The sequence below is a fragment of the Chitinophaga eiseniae genome (genome assembly GCF_900167135.1).
Taxonomy (GTDB): Bacteria; Bacteroidota; Bacteroidia; order Chitinophagales; family Chitinophagaceae; genus Chitinophaga; species Chitinophaga eiseniae.
The window spans coordinates 915,435-938,046 of sequence record NZ_FUWZ01000001.1; the positions used below are offsets into that span (position 1 = coordinate 915,435).

Sequence of the window (22,612 nt, forward strand, 5' to 3'; positions counted from 1 at the left end):
AACAGATGAAAAAAGTAGTATTGGCTGTGGGCCTGCTGTTAACCTGGCGGCAGCTGCTGGCGCAGCAACCGGCGGACACTGCCCATACACAGCTCGGACAGATAGTGGTGAACGCGCCCCGTATTGAAAAAGCCATGATGCATGTAGACCTGAAGAAGATCCCCGTGAATACCGCACAGGACTTGTTGCGAAAGGTACCGGGGCTATTTATTTCGCAACATGCCGGCGGCGGAAAAGCAGAGCAGATCTTCCTCCGTGGCTTCGACTGCGATCATGGCACCGATGTTAATATTTCTGCCGACGGGATACCGGTGAATATTGTATCCCATGCCCACGGGCAGGGGTATTCCGATCTGCATTTCCTGATACCTGAAACCGTGGAAAATATTGACTTCGGGAAGGGCGCTTATTATGCCGATAAGGGTGATTTTAATACAGCCGGCTACGTGAATTTCGCGACGTATGATCACCTGGACAATAGCCTGATCAAGGTAGAAGGCGGTTCGTTCAATACCATGCGCCTGGCGGGTGTGTTCAACCTGCTGGCTGATAAAAGCGCTGCCAAACGCAATGGCTATATCGCCACGGAATATAATTACACCAATGGTCCGTTTGATGTGCAGCAGCAGTTCAGCCGCTTCAACCTCTTTGGTAAATACAACCAGTGGCTGAATGACAAGGACTACGTTTCCTTCCAGGCTTCCACGTTTACTTCCGGCTGGAATGCTTCCGGGCAGGTCCCTGAAAGGGCCGTGGCTGAAGGATTGATCAGCCGGTGGGGTTCTATTGATCCTACCGAGGGGGGTAATACCTCGCGCACCAATGCTGCACTAACGTACCGGCATCAGGCCAGTGGGGATGAATCGTGGCAGAGCTTTTTCTACTATAGCCGTTACCAGTTCAACCTGTATTCCAACTTCACCTTTTTCCTGAAAGACCCTGTGTATGGCGATGAGATACAGCAGAAAGACGATCGTAGTATTTATGGGTTCGAGCAGCAGTATACACATGATTATACCCTGGGTAACAGCCGGCTGACCTGGCAGTCCGGCGCCGGATTGCGCCTGGACGATATACAGGACCTGGAGCTGAATCATGTGTATCGCCGCGATACGCTGCTGAACAGGCTGGCCTGGGGCAGCGGTCGGGAGACTAACTTACATGCCTATACGGTACTTACTGTGCATACGGGGCATTGGCGTATCCATCCTGCGGTGAGGGTAGATCATTTTATTTTCAACTACCAGGATAAACTGAAGCCGGCCAACGGAGAGCCCGGGGTAACCGCTACGCGCGTAAGTCCCAAGCTGAATTTCTCCTATTCCACCGGGGATATTGCGCAATGGTACCTGAAGACAGGTATGGGATTCCACTCCAACGACATGCGGGTGGTGATGCAGCAGCAGGGGAAAGACATACTGCCTTTTTCTGCCGGCGCTGATCTGGGCGTGGTGCTGAAGCCGGCGCCTAACCTGTTGATACAGCCGGCGCTCTGGTACCTGTACCTGCAGCAGGAGTTTGTGTATGTTGGGGATGAGGCGGTGGTGGAATCTTCCGGTAAAACGCGGCGTTTGGGCGTAGACGTGAGCATGCGGTATCAGCGGTAAAATGGCTTTACCTGGACGTGGATGTCAACTACGCACATGCGAGGGAGATAGGGCAGCCGAAAGGCGCCGACTATATCCCGCTGGCGCCGGTACTCACCAGTACGGGTGGCATTGGCGTGAACCTGCCCATGGGTTTCTCTGCCAATCTCCGCTACCGTTATATGAAAGACCGGCCTGCCAATGAAACGAACAGTCTTGTGGCCAAGGGGTACTTCGTCAATGACCTCATGCTGGCATATACCCATCGGCAGTTCCAGTTCACAGTGCAGGCACAGAACCTGTTCAATGTTAACTGGAATGAGGCACAGTTTGAAACGGAGACGCGTTTGCAGCAGGAGAGGGAAGCTGTCACCGATATGTGTTTCACGCCGGGCACGCCGTTTTATCTAAAGGCTGGTGTTGCTCTGAGGTTTTAAAAGATAATCTCCCCTTTTTTAGGCTATTTCATAAAAATTCATTTACTTCACGTCAAAATGACGTAAACAAATATGGCGAAATCATTTCACGAATACAAAAATCCATCGCTGGCGGTAGACCTTGTGATATTCGGGTATCATGACAACACGCTTTCTGTGCTGTTGCTCAACAGGAAAGAGGAGCCGTTTAAGGACTGCTGGACGTTGCCCGGCGGTTTTTTGCAGATGGAGGAAACCTTTCTGGGCACTTGTTCACGTATCCTGAAAACCAAAACCGGGATGGACGATGTATACCTGGAGCAGCTGTATTCGTTTGACGGCCTGGGGAGAGATCCCCGTGGCCGCGTGATCGCTGTGGGTTATTATGCGCTCATTAACCCGGCCCGGTTCAATATCATTGCCGGCAGCATGGCCAACGACGTGAAATGGTTTGATGTGCACAAGATGCCGAAGCTGGGGTTTGACCACCAGGATATTTTCCAGCTGGCGCTGCAGCGCCTGAAGTCGAAGATATTGTATGATCCTGTGGGGTTTGAGTTGCTGGATGAACTATTTACGATTACCGAATTGCATGAGTTGTACGAGTGTATCCTCGAAACCACCATCGATCGCCGCAATTTCCGCCGTAAGATCCTGGATGCTGAATATGTGATCAATACCGGCACTAAAAGGGAGGGACTGCAAAACCGTCACCCCGAATTATATAAGTTCAATAAAAAACTGAAAAAGAACAGTTTTCAGATCAATGTTAATGTCTCATGAAGCTAAAGATCGTTTCCTGGAGAAAGTTGCAGGAAACCTTACCGGCCTCCGGTAAACAACTGATTGCCCAACAGACTGCCGATACCGTAGTAGTGTATCAGGCCTACAGACCCGCCATCGCCAATTATGCCGCTGACCATCAGGTGTTTGGCGGCAATGCCTACAGTTATGACCGCATGTCGTGGATAAAGCCCAATTTCCTATGGATGATGTACCGCTGTGGCTGGGCGGCAAAAGAAGGACAGGAAAGAGTGCTGGCAATCCATCTCCCCAAAGTATTTTTTGAAAAAATCTTGTCACAGGCAGTTCCTTCATCTTATAAACCCTGGCTTTTTCCTGAAAGGGAAGCCTGGCAGGCTGCTTTAGCGGCAGGAGATGTGCGGCTCCAGTGGGACCCCGACCATGATCCCTGGGGCAATAAACTGGAGCGAAGAGCCATTCAGCTGGGGCTGCGGGGAGATATCCTGAAAGAATTCGGACAGCGGCAGATCACCGCTATTGAAGATATCACTGATTTTGTGAAAGAGCAGTATGCCGTGTTGCAGCGCGATCCCGACGCACTACAGGTGCCGGAAGAAAGCGTGTATCCGCTGGAGGACCCTATGCTGCTTCATACCATTGATTTACGTTAAAAAAAGTACGCTATGGAAAAACATACCTACGCCCCCGGAATTTTCACCTTGAAGCATTTCCTTTCTGCGGAGGAATGCCGGGCACTGATAGGCCGCAGCGAGGCTATGGGCTATGAAGAAGCCATGGTGGACGTGGGTAACGGCCGGCAACGGATGCTCAAAGGCGTCCGTAATAACGAAAGGGTGTTGTATAAAGATGCAGCTTATGCTACCTTTATATGGGAAAAGTTGCGTCCCTATGCACCGGAAGGAGACGATAACCGTATCGCATGCGGCCTGAATGAGCTGTTCCGTTTTTATAAATACAGCCCGGGACAGCGCTTCAAAATGCATAAGGACGGTAGTTTTGTCCGGAATCGTTTTGAGGCCAGCCAGTATACCTTTATGATTTATCTCAACGAAGGTTACAGCGGCGGCAGCACGGTTTTTAAAACAGGAGAGGAGATCCTGCCGGAAACAGGGACAGCGCTGATTTTTTATCACCCGTTGCTGCATGAAGGTACGCTGCTGACGGCAGGTACCAAGTATGTGCTACGATCGGACATTATGTATAAATAAAAGGAAATCATGCCTGCCACATACGTTATTGGCGATATTCACGGCGCCCTGAAAGCACTGAAACAGCTGCTGGAAAGGATCGGGCCGGAAAAGGACGACCGGTTTATTTTTCTCGGAGATTATGTAGATGGCTGGTCTGAGTCTGCGGAACTGATCCATTTCCTGATGGAACTGTCTTCGCAGTACACTTGTATCTTTGTCAAAGGCAACCACGACGCCTGGTGCGAGATGTGGCTGGCCGGAGAACAACCGGTGGCCAGCTGGCTGCAACACGGCGGCAGAGCTACCGTGGCCAGCTACCATAAACTGTCCGACAAAGACAAACTGCATCACCTGGCTTTCTTTAACAGGATGCTGAATTATTACGAGGAGAATGACCGGCTGTTTATCCATGCGGGCTATGCCTCCATGCACGGCCCTGCCTACGAACGTTTTGAAGCCATGTGTTACTGGGACCGGACCCTTTGGGAGCTGGCGCTGGCTATGGACAAAAGACTGAAAAAGGATTCCCGCTGCTACCCCAAGCGGTTGCTGCTATACAACGAAATATATATCGGTCATACCCCTACGCTGAACTACGACGAAGAACTACCGATGAACCGGGTCAATGTGTTCAATATTGATACCGGCGCGGCCTTTACCGGTAAATTGTCGGCTATGAACATCGACACAAAAGAGGTGTGGCAGAGTGATCCAGCCTACCTGTTATACCCCAACGAAAAAGGCCGGAATCCATAGATGCCGGCACCATTCAATCTTACCTTTAAAAATGATAAGGGGATTTATTGATGCAGCCCGTTGCATCAATAAATCCCCTGGATCCGGAAGCCAGTATATTACTGCACTACTTCCTGCATGCCCTGCATACCGCCGGCCATGTTCTTGCGTTTGAACAGCGTCATATCCACTTTCCCGAAGCGATAAGCGAAGTTGAGGCGGATCATCTGCGGATCACGGAGCCGGTTGTAATACTGCGTGAAGTAAGCGCTTTCAGAGTACTGGTCCATTTTGCGGGTCCTGAAGATATCGCTGAAGCTCAGTGTCACCGAAGCGGCATTGTTTTTCAGGAAGCTCTTCTTGATCGCGGCATCCACGGCGTAGAAGGAAGCAATGTAACCTTGTGACGCATTTTGTGACTGCTGCATAGGAGGCCCGTCCTGTCTGCCTTTGTTGTCGTTAACCGGCAGATTAGTTTTGGACTGGTACAAACCGGTGAGCTGTATCTCGAAGTTGAGCGGCAGCTTGAAGGTGTTGTTCAATTTGCCGAACCAGGCCCACAGAGCGTCCTGCGAAGGCTGACCGGTATTGTCCGTATTAATTTTCGAATTGTAAATATTCACGTTGGCAGACATCGACCACCATTTGGTAAGGGTGTTCATGGACGTCAGTTCCGCACCCATGGAGTAGCTGGAATTGGCATTGATATAGGTATTTACCAGCAGTTCGGCGCCATTGGCCGGATCGGTTTCCTTGGTGAGGAAGCGGGTGATCAAACCGTTGGTGTGCTTGTAGTACACCGTACCCATGAAAGTGTTGTTGCCTTTAAATGTTTTGAGGTAAGACATTTCCACAGAGTTGGTGAACTCAGGCACCAGACCGGGATTACCTTTCGTGATGTTCAGTTTATCGGTAGAATCGGTAAACGGAATCAGCTGGAAGAAGTTCGGCCTGTTGATCCTGCGGGTATAGCTTACCTGGAGTTCCTGGTCGTGTTTCAGCTTCTGGCTGAGGAACACGGACGGGAACAAGCTGACAGGGTAGTTGTTTTTAAACTCCTGTTTTACGTTGATCAGTTCCCCGTTGTAGTCAGAGCTTTCTGCACGCAGTCCCACCTTGTAACCAAAGTTTTTGATGGTTTGGGAGATGCTGGCGTAAGCGGCGTATACGTTGTCCGTATTCTTGAAATTGTTGGATGCGCCGGGGATCAGTTTGTATTCCTTGGTATCGTGGTCGTAAATGTAGTTATTGAAATTAGTTTCCGTACGGCGGCTGGACATGCGCAGACCTGTTTCCAGTTTCAGTGTTTTGGTGAAGGGTCTTACGTAGTCTGTCTGTACGGTGATGAAGGAGATCTTGCCGTTACCGAGTATCTGTTGTTTGTCGGTACGGTTGATGGCGCTGCCTTGACCGTTGCTGTAGAAATCGGTGATGTAGTCAGCGTTATTTTTGCTTTTACCGCCGAAATAGTTCGCGTCTACCGTCAGCTCTTCACCTTCCCTGGGGAACAGGTGTTTCATGCCCAGTACCAGCCCGTTCGCGTCGAACGCCATTTTGGAATGGGAGTTACGTTCGCTGAACATGTGGGTGATGTCTTTGCCTCTGATGGTATCTGTGAAGATGTTGATATTCTCTTCCGGTTTGAATTCACCGTGTACTTTGATACCGGAGATGGAGAAGGTGGTGCGGTTGGTGGCAAACCAGTCTACGCCTACTTTTCCGAAGGCGAAGCCGCCGTTGGATTTGTTGGTGTTGGACTGGAGGATGTGGGTGTTCGGGTTATCGCCGAAATTGAGCCTGTCGGTGGTACCGGAGGTACGGCTCTTCATCTGGTTGCCCATAGCGCTGGCGGAGAAATTGAGTTTACCCTGGCGTACGTTGAAGTCGGCGCCTGCATTGAGTGCGCCGCGTTTGTCCACACCGGCGCGGAGGTTACCGTTGTAGCCGGTTTTACGGTTTTTCTTCAGTACGATGTTGAGGATGCCTGCGTTACCGCCGGACGCGTCGTATTTGGCCGAAGGGTTGGTGATCACTTCCACGCTTTCGATCGCATCAGCAGGGATCTGTTCGAGGGTGAGCGTGGTGGGACGGCCGTCGATGAACAGCTGGGGGGCGCTGTTACGCAGGGTAACGTTCCCGTCGATGTCCACATTCACAGAGGGCACGTTTTTCATCACGTCGAGGGCGGTGCCGCCGGTGCTCGTAATATTTTTCTCCACGTTAAACACCTTTTTGTCAATATCCATCTGCATGATGGGCTTGGAGCCGGTAACGGTTACGCCCTGCAGCTGCGTAGTGCTGGAGGCCAGTTTGATGTTACCGAGGTCTTTATCGATCGGTGGGAATACGACCGGCTGGGTGTAGGTTTTGTAGCCGGTGCCGGAAGCCTGTAATTTAAGTGGCCCTCTGAGCGGCAGCTCGTCGAGGCTGAACTCCCCGTTGGCCTGGGTAAGTACGCCTTTTACGAGCACGTCCTTCATCTTTTTGGTGGCAGAGTCCATACGGCCCTGCAGGATGATCACGGAGGCATAACCAACGGGTTTGCCGTCGGCGTCAATTAATTTCCCATATATATGTCCGATATTACCTGGACCTTTGCCAGCCATACCGGGGGGCATTTTTCCGCCCGGGGCCTGGGCGTGTGCTTGTGTCAGCAGGAGCACAAACATGAAAAACAAATAGATTTTTCGCATTGTATTAGAATTCTGAGTATACAAAAGTAGACTTGCCAAATCGATTTTTTAGGCAAATGAGATGAAAGGGCGCTTTTTTGCTACAAAACAGGCTTTATCAGGATTGACTTTTTCCCGCGATCGCATAAAGGGCATCCCGGTAGGTGTCGCCAACGGGTAGTTCGATATCCTGCAGGAACACACTGTTTTTCCGGATAGCGGTGATGGCGGCCACCGAAATGATGTACGATTTGTGAATGCGGATGAACCGGGAGGGCGGCAGCTGTTCTTCGAGGCTTTTGATGCTCATACGGGTAATAACCGGTTTGTTGGTACTTTTCAGCTGGATTTTTACATAATCCTTTAACCCTTCTATCCAGATAATATCCGCGAAGACCACTTTAAACAGGCTGTAATCCACGTTGACAAAGAAAAAATCGCTTTGGTCGCGGGCAGCTTTGCCGGCGCTCCGGAGCTGATGCAGTTCGTTGGCTTTGTTGCAGGCTTTTACAAAACGTTCCAGGGATACCGGTTTAACGAGGTAATCGGTAACGTCGAGATTGAACCCTTCGAGGGCGTATTTCTCATAAGCAGTGATCAGGATGACGAGCGGCTTGCTGGCCATGGATTGCAGGAACTGCAGGCCGGTGAGGCCCGGCATCTGGATATCGAGGAAAATCAGATCGATCTGCTGCGTCCGCAATACTTCCATCGCTTCGAAAGCATTGTTACATTTTGCTACCAGTTGCAGATAAGGCACCATGCTGATATTGTCTTCCAGCAAATCGAGCGCCAGCGGTTCGTCATCAACGGCTATACATCTCATCAAAAAATGTTGATTTTGGCATTTAATGCAGATCCAGCTGCAATGTTACGTAAAACCAGTCATCTTTGGTGTTGATCTGGAGTACGTAATTATTCCCATAAAGCAGGTTGAGCCGGCGTTTTACATTGGCCAGCCCGATGCCGCTGGTTTTATCTTTTACTTCTTCCGATGCGGTGCTGTACTTGTTCCTCACGGCGAAAAAGAGTTTGTCGGCCGTAGTGAACAGGTTGATATCGATCCGGGCGTTCATAATGAAGCCGGTACCGTGCTTGAAGGCGTTTTCCACGAATGGTATCAGCAACATCGGTTCTATCTCGTAGTGGTTGTTGGGCACGTTCATTTCTACATTGATCACCACATTTTTGCCAAAACGCTGCCGCTGCAGGTCGATATAACTTTGCAGGTATTCCACCTCGCGCTGGAGCGGCATTTTCTCTTCATCCGCCTCGTAGAGCATATACCGCATCAGCGAGGATAGTTTTATGAGAGAGGGCTCCAGCAGGTCCGATTTTTTCCGGGCCAGGGACACCATATTATTAAGCACATTGAACATAAAGTGGGGGCTTACCTGCGACCGCAGGAGGGACAGTTCCGTTTTCAGGTTCTCGTTTTCCCGGGCGCTGTCTTTCCGGTCCATCAGTATCCGCTCCCGTACCATCTGAAATGCCGTGCTGGCGGACAGGATAAACAGGAAGGTAAAGACGGTGAACAGTATCAGCGGTTTCAGGTCCACCATGGTTTTACCAAGGTAGAACCGTTCAAAGGCAAACCGCATGGCGCAAAAAAAGAGGAATACCAGCAGCAGCGCGCCGGTGTATTCCATGGTCCGCTTTTGTTGTACCAGCTTGGGTATCAGGTAGAATGCGTTGGTGTAAAAAAAAATGATCTGGGTAAGGTAAAAAACGAGCAGGAAATAGAACCAGGACGCCCGTTCCGCCATCTCGGCGGGAGATGGTTTTTCGTAGGTGGGGCGCAGCAGGAAAGGGAGCGAGTACAACAGCGTCCACACAAGTGCATGCGTCGCGACAATAGCCCATTTGCGGTTATACCATTCGTTTGCCATGCCGCAATTTAGACATAAATGATGATGCGACAGGACAAGTTGCGACCAACACCCCTATTCCCACGATGTAGGTTCTCGCAAAGACGCAAAGCAGCAAAGAACGCAAAGTTTTTTAAGAATAAATAAGAAAGCAAAGGAGCGAAGATCACATTTGATCTCCGCTCCTTTGCTTTCTTTGCTCGCTTATATGTTTCTTTGCGTTCTTTGCTGCTTTGCGTCTTTGCGAGAACCCACTGGCTTACTTCGTTTCCCTGCGAGGCGAGAAACCACTGGCGCCGGTCACAATGTTGGCTTTTAGCTCACTTAAAATAGAATACAGCCCGAAATAGGTACGGTTAATATATAAGCTATGCCGGGACCCTCTGGCCACCTTGGACTCCCTGACTTCCTTCATGTTATAAAGTTCGTCCATATAAGCGTAGATTTCATTGAAGTAGCCTTCGTTGCCGAAGTCAAAATGATCTACGGTGAAGGGGAGGGTGAGCAGATCTATCATATGCTGGAAAAGCCCGGAGAAGAATTCCACTTCTTTGGGAGTATCCGTAGGGTGGATCATTTCCAGGTTGGTATATATCTCATAGCGGCGCTTGTCGTCTTTCAACACCTCCTTGTCGGTGAGCAGGAAATAATTGTAGTAGAAATCGTCCGGTATTTCCTTTACGCAACCGAAATCGAAAATACCCACGGTACCGTCGGGCCGCATGAGGAAGTTGCCTGGGTGGGGATCGGCGTGGACCTGTTTCAGCTGGTGTACCTGGAACTGGTAAAAGTCCCAGAGGGCCTGTCCGATTTTATTGCGGGCTTCCTGGGAGGGATTGCCCTGCAGGAATTCTTTCAGGTGCTGCCCGTCGAGCCAGTCCATCGTGATGATCCTGTCGGACGACAGTTCCGGGTAGTACTGCGGGAACAGCAGGTGGGGGATATGGGCGCATTCGCGGGAAAGGGCCATAGAGCGGGTCAGCTCCAGTCGATAGTCTGTTTCCTCCAGCAGTTTGCTTTCTATCTCCTCAAAATATTTGTCCATGTCCACTTCGTTCATGCCTACAATGCGGATGGCAAAGGGTTTTACGATGCGGAGGTCTGACTTTACGCTGTTGGCCACGCCGGGGTACTGTATTTTTACGGCCAGCGCTTTCCCGTCTTTCCAGGCTTTATGTACCTGGCCGATGGAGGCGGCGTTGGAGGCGCGCATCTCAAATTTATCGTACAGCTGTGCCGGTGATTTGCCCAGCGTTTTTACGAAGGTATTGACCACCAGCGGGCCGGAGAGTGGCGGTGCGCTGTATTGTGACATGGCAAATTTCTCGGTATAGGCTTTGGGTAGCATGCCTTTGTCCATACTGAGCATCTGTGCCACCTTCAGGGCGCTGCCTTTCAGGCTGCTGAGCGTTTCGTAAATATCGGCGGCGTTATCCTGGTGGAGCGTCTCTTTGGAAAGAGACGGGTCCACCAGTTTACGGGTATAATGTTTAATATAGTTGGTCCCTACTTTCAGTCCGGTGGTGACAAATTTTCCCGCCCTTTCCACTTTGGAGGTGGGAATATTGGATTGTTCTTTCATAAAGCCTATTTCCGCGTGAAGATGAATTTGCCAAAGTCGAGCAGCGAATCCAGGGTATTGGATTTTATCAGCTGGAAGCTAAGGTTGACTGCTTTTTCGATGGCGGCATCTGTCATTTCAAAATTGGCGCTGGAGTCGTTGAGCCAGTATTTCAGTACGAAAAGGGTCTGGACCCAGAAGCCATGTACATATTGATCGGAGATATATTTTCTTTCCTTGATTTCGTTGGAGACATATCCTTCTTTTATCAGTTCCCTTACGTAGGCGTAAAAGGCATGTTTGAAGGTGTCCAGTTTATTGCGGTAAAGGTCCGGCAGTCTGAATTGTTCCCTTTGTTGCAGGAAGTAGCTGCGATCGTCCTTCAATTTCTGTACCCAGAGGAAATAAAAGGCCAGCAGTTTTTCCTGTGCGGAATATTGCTGGTACGTTTCGTCGTTGCGCAGTTGCGCAAGGGTGTCTTCAAAAACAGCCAGCCAGATATCTTTTTCGATAGCTTCCAGTGAACTGTAATGTTCGTAGAAAGCATTTTCAGCGATGTCCAGCTGTTTGCAAAGGCTATATACAGAAACAGGGGCCTTACCGTTTTCCAGCCAATAAAGTTTGTAAGCGTTACGGATGAGTTGTTTGTCCATGTGCAAGGTTTTACTATGGTTGTAATACCCCGCCCGGAGCGGTCCGGAGGTTGTCATCTGCGGGGAAAAACACTGTATACAAATTTACGCTTTCAGCGATTACCAACTTTAACTTTAACACCACCTTTGCATTTAAATATTTAATCATTTGGTTATTTGATTTATGGATTATTTGATTTTGGAATTTCGGGCATTCGCCATGAAGATCAATTCAATATAATATAACATGGTATTCGATTTATTAAATTCCAAAATCAAAAAATCCCCCAATCCGTAAATCAAATCTTTAAATTGATAAAATAGAAAAATGTTAAAATATCTTATATTTGCCGCGTTATTCGTTTTTCTCACCTGTTAAAACGAACCACCCATGACAGAACATCTCCACATATTACCTCTTGTAATGGCCGCCTAAAAAGGCGACCCGACCGGGTTATTTCCTGTATTTTTTGACATTGTTGCTGAATACCATGGTATGCCGTTTCCGGCCATACCGGGATGATTCCTTTGTTGCTCCGCACAGCTTTCTGCGCTGCTGCGACAGACCTGCAGTGAAATAACCGCATCAAAAATTTATTACCCCTTAATTACATACGTTTTGTCTGGATTAAAAACAAAAGAACTGAGTAAAATCGGTTATACAGATGACCGGGCCAGGAGCCTGGTGATCAATATTATGGCGCGGCATTTCAAACATCATGATAATGCCGCCATTATACAGCTGCTGACGGATATCAAAGCACGTCCGGCTGATTTTTTACAGGATGAGGTGCTGGGAAAGATAGCAGCGGTTTTCGCCGACCAGCCGGAGGTGCGTCATTTTCAGTCGTTTGACTTGCTGGAAGCCGGCGGGCAGCTGAAAGTGTATGGCGGTAAAGACATAGAACATGCCGCCCGCCGGCAGATGGAGGTGGCCATGTCGTTGCCTGTCACGGTACAGGGAGCGTTGATGCCTGATGCGCATATGGGTTACGGCCTGCCGGTAGGCGGCGTGCTGGCTACCGAACAGGCGGTGATTCCCTATGCAGTAGGGGTCGACATTGGCTGCCGTATGGCGCTCACCCTTTTCGACGAGGGCGAAAGTTTCCTGAAGCGCTATAGTTACCAGTTGCAAATGGCGATCAGGGAATATACGCACTTCGGTATGGAAGGAGGGCTGGAGTTCCGCCAGGAGCATGCAGTGCTGGACAGGCCGGAGTTCCGGGACACGCCGTTGTTGAAAAGCCTGCATGGCAAAGCGGTGCGGCAGCTGGGATCATCCGGCAGCGGTAACCACTTTGTAGAGTTCGGGCTGCTGACGCTGGAAGCAGACAATTCCCTGTCGCTGCCGTCGAAGCAGTACCTGGCTTTGTTGTCGCATTCCGGCAGTCGTGGTTTGGGCGCTGCTATCGCTCAGCACTATACGAAAATAGCGACCGACACCTGTAAGTTGCCGCGTGCTGCGCAGCAGCTGGCCTGGCTGGACATGAACAGCGAAGCAGGGCAGGAGTACTGGCTGAGTATGAACCTGGCCGGGGATTACGCCCGCGCCTGCCATCAGCAGATACATCGTCACCTGGCAAAAGCGACGGGGCTAAAGAGCCTGGCCACCATTGAAAATCACCACAATTTTGCGTGGGAGGAAACGCTGACGGATACACGGAAAGTGATCATTCACCGGAAAGGCGCTACCCCGGCGCATGCCGGCGAGCTGGGCATTATTCCCGGCAGTATGACCACGCCGGCTTACCTGGTACGGGGCAAAGGCGCGGAGCAATCTTTGTATTCCGCCGCGCATGGGGCCGGCAGAGCGATGAGCCGCTCCAAAGCGCGGGAGAAAATGACCGTATCGGCACTGAATAAAATAGTGGCCGGTGCGGGCGTGACCCTGATCGGCGGCAGCGTGGAGGAAAACCCGCTGGCCTATAAGGATATCGACCGGGTGATGGACGCCCAGCGGGAACTGGTGCAGGTGGAAGGCCGCTTTATGCCGGCCATCGTGCGGATGCATAAAGAATAGCCACTACCGTTATGACGGTAAAACGGGTCGGAGGCATCATGCCCCGACCCGTGCTTTTTCCCGGGGTGGTGGTAAATGTGAGAAAGAATGAGTATTTTAATGAGCTCATTTTTCTACCTATGACCCAACGGCTACAATCCCTCGATTTGATGAGGGGCGTTATCATGCTTCTACTGGCAGCGGAAAGCACGCATCTGTACTGGGCGCTTGATAGTCTGCCATCCGGTAATGCATGGCATACGTTTATGCAACAGTTCTTCCATCATCCGTGGAACGGGCTGCGGGCGTGGGACCTGGTGCAACCTGCTTTCATGACAATAGCCGGCACAGCCATGTATTTGTCGTGGAATGCCAAATCAAAGAAGGGTGTCAGCTGGCAACAAAATTTTACACATATTGCGTGGCGTTGCGGGAAATTATTTATATTCGGTACCGCATTGCATTGCGTATATGCGGGGCGGTTAGTCTGGGAGTTATGGAATGTGCTCACGCAGTTGTCCGTAACCACGATCATTGCATATCTAATTATCCGCCGTTCTGTAGTATATCAGCTGGTGGTCAGCCTGTTGCTGCTCCTTGCCACTGATGTTATGTATCGTTTTATTCTTTTACCTGGATTCGAGGATGCTTTTACACAAGGGCACAATTTCGGTGCCTACCTGGATACGGTCCTGATGGGAAAAATCAACCCGGACGGATGGGTCGCGATCAATTGTATCCCTACGGCTGCACATACCATCTGGGGCGTGCTGGCGGGGAAGCTGCTGGTGGGCCCGCAAACACCGTTACAGAAAACGCGTGTATTGGCAATAGCCGGTATAGTTGGCCTGGTGGCCGGTTTCGGGTTGGATGCCGCCGGGATAACGCCGATCATTAAACGTATCAGCACCGCTTCTTTTGTGCTGGCTTCCGGCGGATGGGTGATGCTGATCATGGCGCTGTTTTACTGGCTGGCTGATGTGCGGGGATATGTACGATACGCCTGGATAGCCTCCGTAGCAGGTATGAACGCCATCTTCATCTACCTGTTTTTTGAAACGGTAGGTGTACAATGGGTGAACCCTACCACAGGTATTTTTGTGAAAGGCTTTACAGCCATGTTGGGCATACCGGAAACAATCCGGGACATCCTGTCAGCCCTGACGGTACTGGCGCTGGAATGGGGCCTTTGTTACTGGCTCTTCAAACGAAAGATATTCTTCAAATTATAAAGAGATCACAAACGAATAGCTATCTGAGAAACCCCTATGAATCAGCCCTGGTATCCTGTACCGGGGCTTCCCTTTTTGTTTCAGGGAGACCGCTCACCATTAACACGATCAACAGTCCACACAACGCCATGATGCCAAAAGATACCCGCAGATGGGTAGCCTGCGCTACGAAACCTACCAATGGCGGTACGATGAGGAAACCCAGGTAACCAATAGTGGAAATAGAAGCCAGTGTTTGTCCGCTGTTAGCATCGCGCGACCTGCCGGCGAGACTGAATACCAGCGGCACAATACAGGATACGCCCAGCCCGGTAAAAATAAAGCCGATGGCCGTTGTTACAGGATGAGGCAGGAGAATGGCGAGCAGGAGGCCGGACAAAATCAGCCATCCGCTGTAGTACAGCATGTTTTTAATGCCCATCTGCGCCACAAGGCGGTCGCCGGCAAAACGGCCCAGCGTCATGGCGGCCATGTAAGTCATAAATGAAGCGGTGGCCGCGGTGGCGGTGCCGCCAGCTACCTTATGAAAGTAAATACTGCTCCAGTCGTACATCGTGTTTTCCGTGGCCATACAGGCGAAGCAGATAAAGGAAAAACGCAGCAACGACTTGTCAGGCAGCGAAAACGCCGGCTTTTTTACCGGGTTGGCCACCGGTTGGTCTGGATAATTGCGCGGTCCGTAATATAGTGTAAACACCAGCAGCAGCCCGCTGATGATCAGCATATGCCAGGAAGGCGCCACCTGCATAGACACCATGAGGTAACCGATCCCGGCCCCGGTAGACCCGGCGATGCTCCAGATACCATGGAAAGTGGTCATGATGGACTTGGGATACATATGTTGCACCTGCACGGCCTGTGCATTCATGGAGAGATTGAGCAGGTTGCGGGAAGAGCCGAAGCAGAAGAGCGTCAGTGCCAGCTGCCAGAGGCTGGTAGTGAAGCCGGGAAGGCTTAGCACCAGGTTAAACACCATCGCGCCGATCACCATGATTTTCCGGCTGCTGAAGCTGCCCAGCAGTCTCCCGGTGATGGGCATTGTCAGCATCAGTCCTATGGGCAGCGCCAACAGTACCAATCCCAGCTGTGCCTCGTTGAGGTGGAGCTGTTGCTGTATGGAGGGTATCCGGGACGCCCAGGTGGAATAACCCAGGCCGGAGATAAAAAAGAAAACGGAAACGGCGGTCCGGTATTGTCGTGCGTTGGCTTCGGTCGCTTGCGGTATTTCTATGAACATCTGTGATCGTACACACCTCTTTGAAGAGCCATGAGAAATGCAAAATTAGAAAACCCGGAGCGAAAAGCGCCGGGTTTTTTTGGCATCCGGAGCATGAGCCCCTGGCGGTATTGTTATTCAGATATTCTATGCCTGACCTTGTTCAAAGTAGTTGTTGCTGTTAAGCCGCAGCGGGTGCTAAAGAAATTCCTGGGCTTGTCGTTGCTGCCGTTAATCCACAGTGGCAGCAAGAGGGCTCAGGTGTCAGCCCCTGGCCAGTTTTGCCATGGCCCGTACCGGAAACGTCCCTGCGCCTTTGAACTTTGGTGGTACGGCGCTGAAGGTAAACCCATCTTCAGGCAGCAGTTCCAGGTGACAGAGATGCTCTACGATGAGGATCTCCGCACCCAGCAGCGTGGTATGCACCGGTCTGCTCCGGCCCTGTGTACTATCGATATTATGGGAATCGATGCCGACCAGCTTCACGTCACAGTCGCGCAGGTAATCAGCGGCATCGGCGGTGAGGTAGGGATGGTTTTCGTAGTAGGCGGGGGTGTTCCAGTGGGTGGCCCAGCCGGTATGTACGAGTACGGCGCGGTTGCGTATTTCGTGGTGGCGCAGCCGGTCGGCCGTAACGGCCAGGCCGTCCTGGTAAGGCGCCCGGATCACGATGGCGTCCAGGTCGGCGAACCGTTCCAGCGGCATTTCCGACAGGTCTTTCCCGTCGGCATACCGGTGGAAGGGGCAGTCGATATAGGTACCCGTGTTGGTGACCATTTCTATTTTCCCGATCTGGAAGGTGGTGTCGCCGTCGTAGAGAGCGGCGGAGTCTTCCCGGCTGAGGAAGTCACAGATCACCGGCGCGGGCAGTCCTTTGTAGGTGACCAGCCCGTTTTCGATGGTGTGGCTCAGGTCTATGAGATAGCTGGCGCCGCTGGTGCTGACGGGCTTTCGTTTATGTGGTTCAGTGAGGATCTCCTTATGGAGGATGCGTGTTTCGCCTACCATCAGCAGGCGCATGTCTGCCACGATATAATCAGCCAGTTCTTTGTCAGAGATGTCGTCGCCGGCGATATCGAGCCGGAAATCTTCTCCTTTGATGCCGCCGCCGTTGGTGAAGCGGATGTCAAAATCAAATTTTACTCTTTTGTTCATCGTGATAATTTTCCCGTTTTGAGACGTTTATAAATGTACGATATTAGCGTCATGCTTAAAGAATTTCAGATCGTATCCGCTGAGCAGGCGATGAATCAACACCAGATACAGATAAAAGTCCTTGAAAGTGAAGAAGTTTTCATGGACATGATCGGAACAGATGGTTATTTCTATGTGCATAACGGCGACCTGTATCTGCAGGGCGATTTAATCCTTGATACAGACAAACTCGATAATATGCCGGATGGCCGGCCTCCGCTTGGATTTGCCGTGATCGGCAACCTCACCGTGGACGGCGGCGTCCTCAATGAAGTGGGCGACTACGGCGCTGTGCTGTACGTTGCCGGCAATCTCACCTGCCGCAACCTGATGATCGGCGGCGCACCCACCCGTGTGGAGGGCAACGTCTGCGTGGAAGAAGTGATCATGCTGCACTACAACCACGGCTGGATGCAGTGTGACGGCATCTTTTCCGCTCCCGTGATGATCGTGGAAGATTACCACCTGATGCCTTTCCGCAAGGCCATCAGCCGTTTCTATTATAATGACAACGACACCGAAAGCCCCGCGGCCAACGAATGCGTTGAATCAGAAGGCGGCGATCCTGTGATCTCCGAAAACCTGCGCGCGTTGCTCAACAACCCGCTGACGACCGACTTTGAAGAGATCCGCCGCGACCTTGCGGCAGGAGAGAGCGTGCTGGAGCCACAGGAAAGAACACTTGAATACTGGCGCAATAAAGTACGCCGCAACTACCGCGATCTGAAGCGCGTGCCGCTCGAAATGCGTACTGTCAACCTCTGTCAGGAAGCAATGGCTTACAGTATTTTCGCGCTGGAATATTTTCCGCCAGGCGTCATTACACCGGAACTGGCCATAGCCGCTGCAACAAAAGACGGCAAAGCGCTGCGCCACCTGCCGGCAGCAATGATCACCCGGGAGCTGTGCTACCTCGCGGCTAAACACGGGGCTATCCTGCGGCTTGATATTCCTGAGCGGTTCTATGAACATGCGCTGCTATGTACCGTGATCAAAGAAAATGACTGGCAGATGGAACATGTGCCTATCGTTTTTATCACGGAAGACATGCTGGTGCTGTACGTTAAAGCCGGCCGCGGCGCATGGCTGGACAGGTACTGCCAGCAGTCCGGCGTGTCCAAACAGAAAGTGCTGGAGCGTGTGATGGCCGAGGATATCAGGTACCTGGAGAACATTTTCAACTGGCATCTTTCTGCTGCTACCTATGCGTATGCGCGTCAGCGTTACGACAAGCCGGAATATGCGGAACCCTGGCAGCATTTCAATGAACGTTTCGCCCGGAAAATAGGGCGACTGAATGTCAGTCCTTCTAATCCATCGTCATGACCAGCTTGCGGCCGTAGGTCTGGTTGTTTTCCATCATGATATGCGCCTGCTGTACGGTATCGGCGCTGAAGCTACCCACTACCTGTACCGCAGGTGGGGTGATGGTGCCGGCATTGAGCAGGGCTGCCAGCTCCCGCAGATTTTGACCGTACCAGGACAGCTGGTTGGCCACCGCGTACGCATAATTGGAAATGTTAAGTACATGGGCGCCTTTGTCAAATAGCAGTTCCCGTGTCCGCTCCGTTCCCAGGAAAGTGATGTCTGCATAACTTTTGTTCAGCCCCAGTACCTCCGCCGCCGTTTCGGATATTTTCCCTCCCACCGTATCTATCGCCCAATCAACATACTGCTGCCCGGTGGCGGCCAGCAGCCGATGTGCGACATCCGGTCCGCGATAGTCGAGTATCTGGCCGGGCGGCAGTCCCAGCGCTCCGAGGACTGCGCGACTTTGTTCGTTGCCGGCAGTGGTGAACAACTGGTGTATGCCATGCGCTTTCAGTAGTTTGACCAGGAAGCTCCCTACGGCGCCGGCACCACCGGTGAGGAAAAGCAGGTCTTCCGGCAGGGCGTGCATCCGCCGGAAGGTTTGAAAGGCGGTCAGGCCGGCGGACGGGATGGCCGTAGCGACAGCAAACGGCAGGGCCGCAGGCAACGGCGTCACCATCTGGTAATTAAGCGCGATGTGCGTGGCATAGGTACCGTTGGAACCTTTGCTGCCGGCGGCGGCGATCACTTTATCTCCCGGTGCGAAACCGGTCGTCTGTGCGCCTGCGGCTACCACGATACCAGCCAGTTCCCTGCCCAGCACGGGGGAATGCATATGTTGACTTTCGCGGCGTCCCTGCCGCATCTGGTAATCAATCGGGTTAAAAGCGGTGGCTTTTATTTCAATCAGCAGTTCATTTTCTCCATATACCGGAACGGGTAGTTCTTTTTGCCGGAATTGATCGGGCGCCCCGAATCCGTTTAATACAATTGCCTGCATGTATGTAATTTTGGGTAAAACTAACGAGTGGGGCAGGGGTGACCAATAACCGTGATAATTGGGAGTTACTCACAAAAAAATGAGTGGTATATGATCAAGGAGACATCGTCGAACGCGTTTAACCGGAAATTTCTGCACAGCGTATGCCGTATCAATGGGGCGTTGGAAACGATCGCCGGCCGCTGGAAAGCGCTGATGCTGATTCATATTGCAGAGGGAAAGAACCGTTTCAGTTTATTGAAACAGGTGTTGCCGACGGTGTCCGACCAGGTGCTGGGGCGGCAGCTGCGGGAGCTGGAGGCCGACGGGCTGATTGGCAAGACTGTTATTGCCGAAGTGCCTGTGCGGGTGGATTATCACCTTACCGACAAGGGAACCGCTATTTTACCGATCCTGGATGCGCTGGCCGAGTGGCATGACAAGCGGTGATGCTGTCAGGAGGCGGCTGCCAGCAGCTGTTGTAATTTTTTCTCCTGCAGAATGGTGATGGATTTTCCTTCCGCTTCGATGAGCCGTTGCTGCACGAAGTCCTGCAACATACGGTAGATGGTTTCGTAGGTGGTGCCTGCGAGAGAGGCCAGGTCCTGCCGGTTGATCGTAAATTGTTTGTGCCCGTATACCCGGCTTATTTCCAGCAGTGCGTCTGCAAGCCTGCTTTTTACGTCCATGTGCACGAGGTTGCGCATTTTCTTTTCCGCTTCCTGTAATTCCGCCGCATAGAACTGCATGAGCCGGTAGGTGAGGGCAGGGTTCACTTTAAGCGAGGCTTCAAAAAAAGCATTGTCCACATAACAGTAAGTGCCGTCTTCCAGGGCGGTGGCCGACACGGGGTACAGGCGCTGTTCACTTCCGAAGCCGCGGTGACCGAGGATATCACCTTTTTTTGCCAGCCGGATGATGAGTTCTTTGTCCGGTCCCCATTGCTTATGCACTTTCACTTTTCCGTCATATAAAAAATAGATGCCGGTGGCCGGATCACCCTCGCGAAAGAGTATTTCTCCTTTTTTAAATGGCTGATGTTGCCGGTGGGAAGCCACGGCTGCCAACCATTCCGGGATCGCATGCTGGCATAAAAAACATGTCTTCAGATCGCAGGCCCTGTTTTTCTTCATGGTTGCAATAGTAATACTTTTTCAATGTTTTTAAAGAAAAAATGCTGATTAATATGATTTGAATCATATTTTTGTGTTTGTTTTGATTTTAAAGCATCATTTTTTCATTTCATGGATCATATAAACAGGCCCGAAAAGGCCGGAAAAGTATCGAGAAGAGTATTTTATCTGAGCATGCAGGCATTGTTCAACGCCATCCTGGTGGGTTTTGTGGCCAAGGGGCTGGTGCTGCTGATAGACCTGATCACCAATCTGTCGTTTTACGGGGAGTTTTCCTTTGAGGAGCGGGGGCCGGCGGGGCATCACCTGGGCTGGCTGGTGATCATGGTGCCCATCGTCGGTAGTGTTATTGTGGGTATGATGGCGCGTTTTGGCAGCAAGGCGATTCGCGGGCATGGTATACCGGAGGCGATGGAGAACATTATATTGAATGAAAGCCGGATCCCGCCGGTGATCACCTTACTGAAGCCGTTGTCAGCTGCTATTTCCATTGGTACGGGGGGCCCTTTCGGCGCGGAAGGTCCTATTATCGCTACCGGCGGGGCTATGGGATCGTTTACCGGACAGGTGATCCATATTTCTTCTGCAGAACGGAAAGTGTTGCTGGCAGCGGGCGCCTGCGCTGGTATGTCCGCCATCTTCGGCAGTCCGCTGGCGGCCATCCTGCTGGCGATAGAATTGTTATTGTTTGAATTCTCTCCACGTTCGGTGATTCCGGTGGCGTTGGCCTGTATCACCGGCGCTGGTATGCACCTGTTGCTTTTCGGGAGCGATCCTGTATTTGCGATGCCGCCTGTTCCGGCGGTGTCAGATATGGCGCTGGTGACTTACGTACTGATGGGCGCCGCCATTGGCGTGGTAGCGGCGTTGGTGTCCCGGTCCGTATACTGGGTGGAAGACATGTTTGAGCATCTTCCTTTCCACTGGATGTGGTGGCCGGCGCTCGGCGCCGTGGCTGTAGGTGTGATCGGTTATTTTGCACCGCATACCATGGGGGTGGGATATGATAACATTAAGACGTTACTGACCGGTAATGTGCCGTTCATGCTGATGTTATCGCTTTGTGTGCTGAAATACCTGTCGTGGGTAATTTCACTGGGCAGCGGTACTTCCGGCGGCACGCTGGCGCCGTTGTTCACCATCGGTGGTGCTTTGGGCGCGCTGATGGGCGTAGCGGTGCTGCAGCTTTTTCCGGGCAGCGGTATCAACCTGGCTACGGCGGCGCTGATAGGGATGGCGGCCATGTTTGCCGGTGCGTCGCGTGCTTTGCTGACGGCTATTGTTTTTGCGCTGGAAACCACCGGTCAGCCGCATGGGCTGCTGCCGTTGATCGGTGCCTGTACCACCGCTTATTTTGTCTCCTTCTTTTTGATGAAAGGATCTATCATGACCGAGAAGATCCGCCGCAGGGGTGTAAATGCACCGGAAGAGTATATCCCCGATGTGATGCAGCAGATCAATGCCGCGATGGTGGCGGTACAGCCGGAGATCATGGTCAGGGATACCTTCACCGTGGCGCAGGTCAATATCCTGCTGGATAATCACACTTATTACCAGCGGCATTTGCTGGTGACCGATACTGACGGCCGTTTTACCGGTTACCTTGACCGGCAGCAGTTACTCACGGCCGATGAAAATACCATGGCAGGGCAACTGGTATCGCGCATGGCGCCGTTCCTGCTGCCCGGTGATGATATCAACATGGTGGCGCAGATGCTGGAGAAATACCAGTTGAGCGTGTTGGCCGTGATAGAAGATAACCGGCTGAAAGGCATCGTGACAGCGGCGGCTATCATGCATACCTACAGCGAAAGGCAGCTGGCGTCTGCAAGGTATCATTCCGCTTTCTTCGGCAATACCCGCCTGTTGCGGTTGATGGCGCGCGGGAAACGCCTGCTGGTGAGATAACCGGCCATTGTCCTTCCGGCTGCGGCTTAAAAAGGATCGGCAGTCTCCGGACCTCCATTGTTTTCCACCTGTATGGCTATACGTTGTTTATCGGTGGGGATTCTGGTTATGGAGATCATTTCCGGGAGATCGGGGAAAAATATGGTCCTTTCGATGTAGCCATGCTGGAGTGCGGTCAGTATGATGACGCCTGGCCTTATATCCACATCTGCAGT

General features: G+C 51.7%; 21 protein-coding genes. 11 read left to right on the forward strand and 10 right to left on the reverse strand.

Annotation, left to right across the window (positions count from 1 at the left end; all coding sequences use genetic code 11):
- Positions 1-5: 5 nt before the first annotated feature.
- The 6 genes from B5D63_RS03895 (at position 6) to B5D63_RS03915 (ending at position 4,713) form a co-directional block, all read left to right on the forward strand.
- Positions 6-1,607, forward strand: a complete 1,602-nt coding sequence (locus B5D63_RS03895; RefSeq protein WP_200816905.1) for a TonB-dependent receptor — start codon at positions 6-8, stop codon at positions 1,605-1,607.
- Positions 1,608-1,624: 17 nt separating this feature from the next.
- On the forward strand, positions 1,625-2,023 hold the full coding sequence (locus tag B5D63_RS35250) for a TonB-dependent receptor (protein ID WP_200816906.1): 399 nt from the start codon (positions 1,625-1,627) through the stop codon (positions 2,021-2,023).
- A gap of 72 nt (positions 2,024-2,095) precedes the next feature.
- Complete coding sequence (locus tag B5D63_RS03900) at positions 2,096-2,785, forward strand: NUDIX hydrolase (protein WP_078667437.1); 690 nt, start codon at positions 2,096-2,098, stop codon at positions 2,783-2,785.
- Complete coding sequence (locus B5D63_RS03905) at positions 2,782-3,417, forward strand: DUF4291 domain-containing protein (RefSeq protein WP_078667438.1); 636 nt, start codon at positions 2,782-2,784, stop codon at positions 3,415-3,417. The genes B5D63_RS03900 and B5D63_RS03905 overlap by 4 nt, the downstream gene beginning before the upstream one ends.
- Positions 3,418-3,429: 12 nt before the next feature.
- Entirely contained in the window at positions 3,430-3,975 is a 546-nt protein-coding gene (locus B5D63_RS03910; RefSeq protein WP_078667439.1) for a 2OG-Fe(II) oxygenase, read from the forward strand.
- A 9-nt stretch (positions 3,976-3,984) separates the two neighbouring features.
- Positions 3,985-4,713, forward strand: a complete 729-nt coding sequence (locus tag B5D63_RS03915) for a metallophosphoesterase family protein (protein WP_078667440.1) — start codon at positions 3,985-3,987, stop codon at positions 4,711-4,713.
- 98 nt (positions 4,714-4,811) lie between these two features.
- On the opposite strand, the gene B5D63_RS03920 is transcribed toward B5D63_RS03915, so the two are convergent.
- The 5 genes from B5D63_RS03920 to B5D63_RS03940 all read right to left on the reverse strand — a co-directional run bounded on the left by B5D63_RS03920 (position 4,812) and on the right by B5D63_RS03940 (position 11,446).
- Entirely contained in the window at positions 4,812-7,385 is a 2,574-nt protein-coding gene (locus tag B5D63_RS03920; RefSeq protein WP_078667441.1) for a TonB-dependent receptor, read from the reverse strand.
- Positions 7,386-7,482: 97 nt separating this feature from the next.
- On the reverse strand, positions 7,483-8,190 hold the full coding sequence (locus tag B5D63_RS03925) for a LytR/AlgR family response regulator transcription factor (RefSeq protein WP_078667442.1): 708 nt from the start codon (positions 8,188-8,190) through the stop codon (positions 7,483-7,485).
- A gap of 22 nt (positions 8,191-8,212) precedes the next feature.
- Positions 8,213-9,253: a sensor histidine kinase gene (locus B5D63_RS03930; RefSeq protein ID WP_078667443.1), complete on the reverse strand. Its 1,041-nt coding sequence runs from the start codon at positions 9,251-9,253 to the stop codon at positions 8,213-8,215.
- A gap of 238 nt (positions 9,254-9,491) precedes the next feature.
- Entirely contained in the window at positions 9,492-10,814 is a 1,323-nt protein-coding gene (locus B5D63_RS03935; RefSeq protein WP_078667444.1) for an ABC1 kinase family protein, read from the reverse strand.
- A 5-nt stretch (positions 10,815-10,819) separates the two neighbouring features.
- Complete coding sequence (locus B5D63_RS03940) at positions 10,820-11,446, reverse strand: TetR/AcrR family transcriptional regulator (RefSeq protein WP_078667445.1); 627 nt, start codon at positions 11,444-11,446, stop codon at positions 10,820-10,822.
- 598 nt (positions 11,447-12,044) lie between these two features.
- On the opposite strand from B5D63_RS03940, the gene B5D63_RS03950 reads away from it, so the two are divergent.
- Positions 12,045-13,445 (forward strand): RtcB family protein, encoded by a 1,401-nt coding sequence (locus B5D63_RS03950; protein ID WP_235021456.1) that lies wholly within the window; start codon positions 12,045-12,047, stop codon positions 13,443-13,445.
- 119 nt (positions 13,446-13,564) lie between these two features.
- On the forward strand, positions 13,565-14,656 hold the full coding sequence (locus B5D63_RS03955; RefSeq protein WP_078668534.1) for an acyltransferase family protein: 1,092 nt from the start codon (positions 13,565-13,567) through the stop codon (positions 14,654-14,656).
- Positions 14,657-14,690: 34 nt separating this feature from the next.
- On the opposite strand, the gene B5D63_RS03960 is transcribed toward B5D63_RS03955, so the two are convergent.
- Both B5D63_RS03960 and B5D63_RS03965 read right to left on the reverse strand, forming a co-directional pair.
- On the reverse strand, positions 14,691-15,893 hold the full coding sequence (locus tag B5D63_RS03960) for an MFS transporter (RefSeq protein ID WP_078667447.1): 1,203 nt from the start codon (positions 15,891-15,893) through the stop codon (positions 14,691-14,693).
- A 243-nt stretch (positions 15,894-16,136) separates the two neighbouring features.
- Positions 16,137-17,027, reverse strand: a complete 891-nt coding sequence (locus B5D63_RS03965; RefSeq protein ID WP_078667448.1) for a cyclase family protein — start codon at positions 17,025-17,027, stop codon at positions 16,137-16,139.
- Between the two features lie 51 nt (positions 17,028-17,078).
- Here B5D63_RS03965 and B5D63_RS03970 point away from each other — a divergent pair, with 51 nt between their 5' ends.
- Entirely contained in the window at positions 17,079-18,392 is a 1,314-nt protein-coding gene (locus tag B5D63_RS03970; RefSeq protein WP_078667449.1) for a polymer-forming cytoskeletal protein, read from the forward strand.
- Here the strand turns inward: B5D63_RS03970 and B5D63_RS03975 are convergent.
- Positions 18,376-19,377 carry a quinone oxidoreductase family protein gene (locus tag B5D63_RS03975; protein ID WP_078667450.1) on the reverse strand — a complete coding sequence of 334 codons (1,002 nt, stop codon included), beginning with the start codon at positions 19,375-19,377 and terminating at the stop codon, positions 18,376-18,378. The two genes, B5D63_RS03970 and B5D63_RS03975, sit on opposite strands and share 17 nt — an antisense overlap.
- Before the next feature lie 90 nt (positions 19,378-19,467).
- Here B5D63_RS03975 and B5D63_RS03980 point away from each other — a divergent pair, with 90 nt between their 5' ends.
- Positions 19,468-19,806, forward strand: a complete 339-nt coding sequence (locus B5D63_RS03980) for a winged helix-turn-helix transcriptional regulator (protein ID WP_078667451.1) — start codon at positions 19,468-19,470, stop codon at positions 19,804-19,806.
- A 5-nt stretch (positions 19,807-19,811) separates the two neighbouring features.
- Here the strand turns inward: B5D63_RS03980 and B5D63_RS03985 are convergent, their stop codons facing one another.
- Positions 19,812-20,489 carry a Crp/Fnr family transcriptional regulator gene (locus B5D63_RS03985; RefSeq protein WP_078667452.1) on the reverse strand — a complete coding sequence of 226 codons (678 nt, stop codon included), beginning with the start codon at positions 20,487-20,489 and terminating at the stop codon, positions 19,812-19,814.
- Positions 20,490-20,600: 111 nt separating this feature from the next.
- Between B5D63_RS03985 and B5D63_RS03990 the strand changes: the two genes are divergently transcribed.
- Positions 20,601-22,397, forward strand: coding sequence for a chloride channel protein (locus tag B5D63_RS03990; protein ID WP_200816907.1), 1,797 nt, complete (start codon positions 20,601-20,603; stop codon positions 22,395-22,397).
- 26 nt (positions 22,398-22,423) lie between these two features.
- Here the strand turns inward: B5D63_RS03990 and B5D63_RS34925 are convergent, their stop codons facing one another.
- Positions 22,424-22,603: a hypothetical protein gene (locus B5D63_RS34925; RefSeq protein ID WP_159455881.1), complete on the reverse strand. Its 180-nt coding sequence runs from the start codon at positions 22,601-22,603 to the stop codon at positions 22,424-22,426.
- Between the last annotated feature and the right edge of the window lie 9 nt (positions 22,604-22,612).

Excerpts from the sequence above, each read along its gene's own strand:
- B5D63_RS03930 (WP_078667443.1), bottom strand. The coding sequence starts at position 9,253 with ATGGCAAACGAATGGTATAACCGCAAATGGGCTATTGTCGCGACGCAT.
- B5D63_RS03920 (WP_078667441.1), bottom strand. The coding sequence starts at position 7,385 with ATGCGAAAAATCTATTTGTTTTTCATGTTTGTGCTCCTGCTGACACAA.
- B5D63_RS03940 (WP_078667445.1), bottom strand. The coding sequence starts at position 11,446 with ATGGACAAACAACTCATCCGTAACGCTTACAAACTTTATTGGCTGGAA.
- B5D63_RS03980 (WP_078667451.1), top strand. The coding sequence starts at position 19,468 with ATGATCAAGGAGACATCGTCGAACGCGTTTAACCGGAAATTTCTGCAC.
- B5D63_RS03905 (WP_078667438.1), top strand. The coding sequence starts at position 2,782 with ATGAAGCTAAAGATCGTTTCCTGGAGAAAGTTGCAGGAAACCTTACCG.
- B5D63_RS03915 (WP_078667440.1), top strand. The coding sequence starts at position 3,985 with ATGCCTGCCACATACGTTATTGGCGATATTCACGGCGCCCTGAAAGCA.
- B5D63_RS03955 (WP_078668534.1), top strand. The coding sequence starts at position 13,565 with ATGACCCAACGGCTACAATCCCTCGATTTGATGAGGGGCGTTATCATG.
- B5D63_RS03910 (WP_078667439.1), top strand. The coding sequence starts at position 3,430 with ATGGAAAAACATACCTACGCCCCCGGAATTTTCACCTTGAAGCATTTC.
- B5D63_RS03970 (WP_078667449.1), top strand. The coding sequence starts at position 17,079 with ATGCTTAAAGAATTTCAGATCGTATCCGCTGAGCAGGCGATGAATCAA.
- B5D63_RS03990 (WP_200816907.1), top strand. The coding sequence starts at position 20,601 with ATGGATCATATAAACAGGCCCGAAAAGGCCGGAAAAGTATCGAGAAGA.
- B5D63_RS03900 (WP_078667437.1), top strand. The coding sequence starts at position 2,096 with ATGGCGAAATCATTTCACGAATACAAAAATCCATCGCTGGCGGTAGAC.
- B5D63_RS03925 (WP_078667442.1), bottom strand. The coding sequence starts at position 8,190 with ATGAGATGTATAGCCGTTGATGACGAACCGCTGGCGCTCGATTTGCTG.
- B5D63_RS03895 (WP_200816905.1), top strand. The coding sequence starts at position 6 with ATGAAAAAAGTAGTATTGGCTGTGGGCCTGCTGTTAACCTGGCGGCAG.
- B5D63_RS03960 (WP_078667447.1), bottom strand. The coding sequence starts at position 15,893 with ATGTTCATAGAAATACCGCAAGCGACCGAAGCCAACGCACGACAATAC.
- B5D63_RS03985 (WP_078667452.1), bottom strand. The coding sequence starts at position 20,489 with ATGAAGAAAAACAGGGCCTGCGATCTGAAGACATGTTTTTTATGCCAG.
- B5D63_RS03965 (WP_078667448.1), bottom strand. The coding sequence starts at position 17,027 with ATGAACAAAAGAGTAAAATTTGATTTTGACATCCGCTTCACCAACGGC.
- B5D63_RS03975 (WP_078667450.1), bottom strand. The coding sequence starts at position 19,377 with ATGCAGGCAATTGTATTAAACGGATTCGGGGCGCCCGATCAATTCCGG.
- B5D63_RS03935 (WP_078667444.1), bottom strand. The coding sequence starts at position 10,814 with ATGAAAGAACAATCCAATATTCCCACCTCCAAAGTGGAAAGGGCGGGA.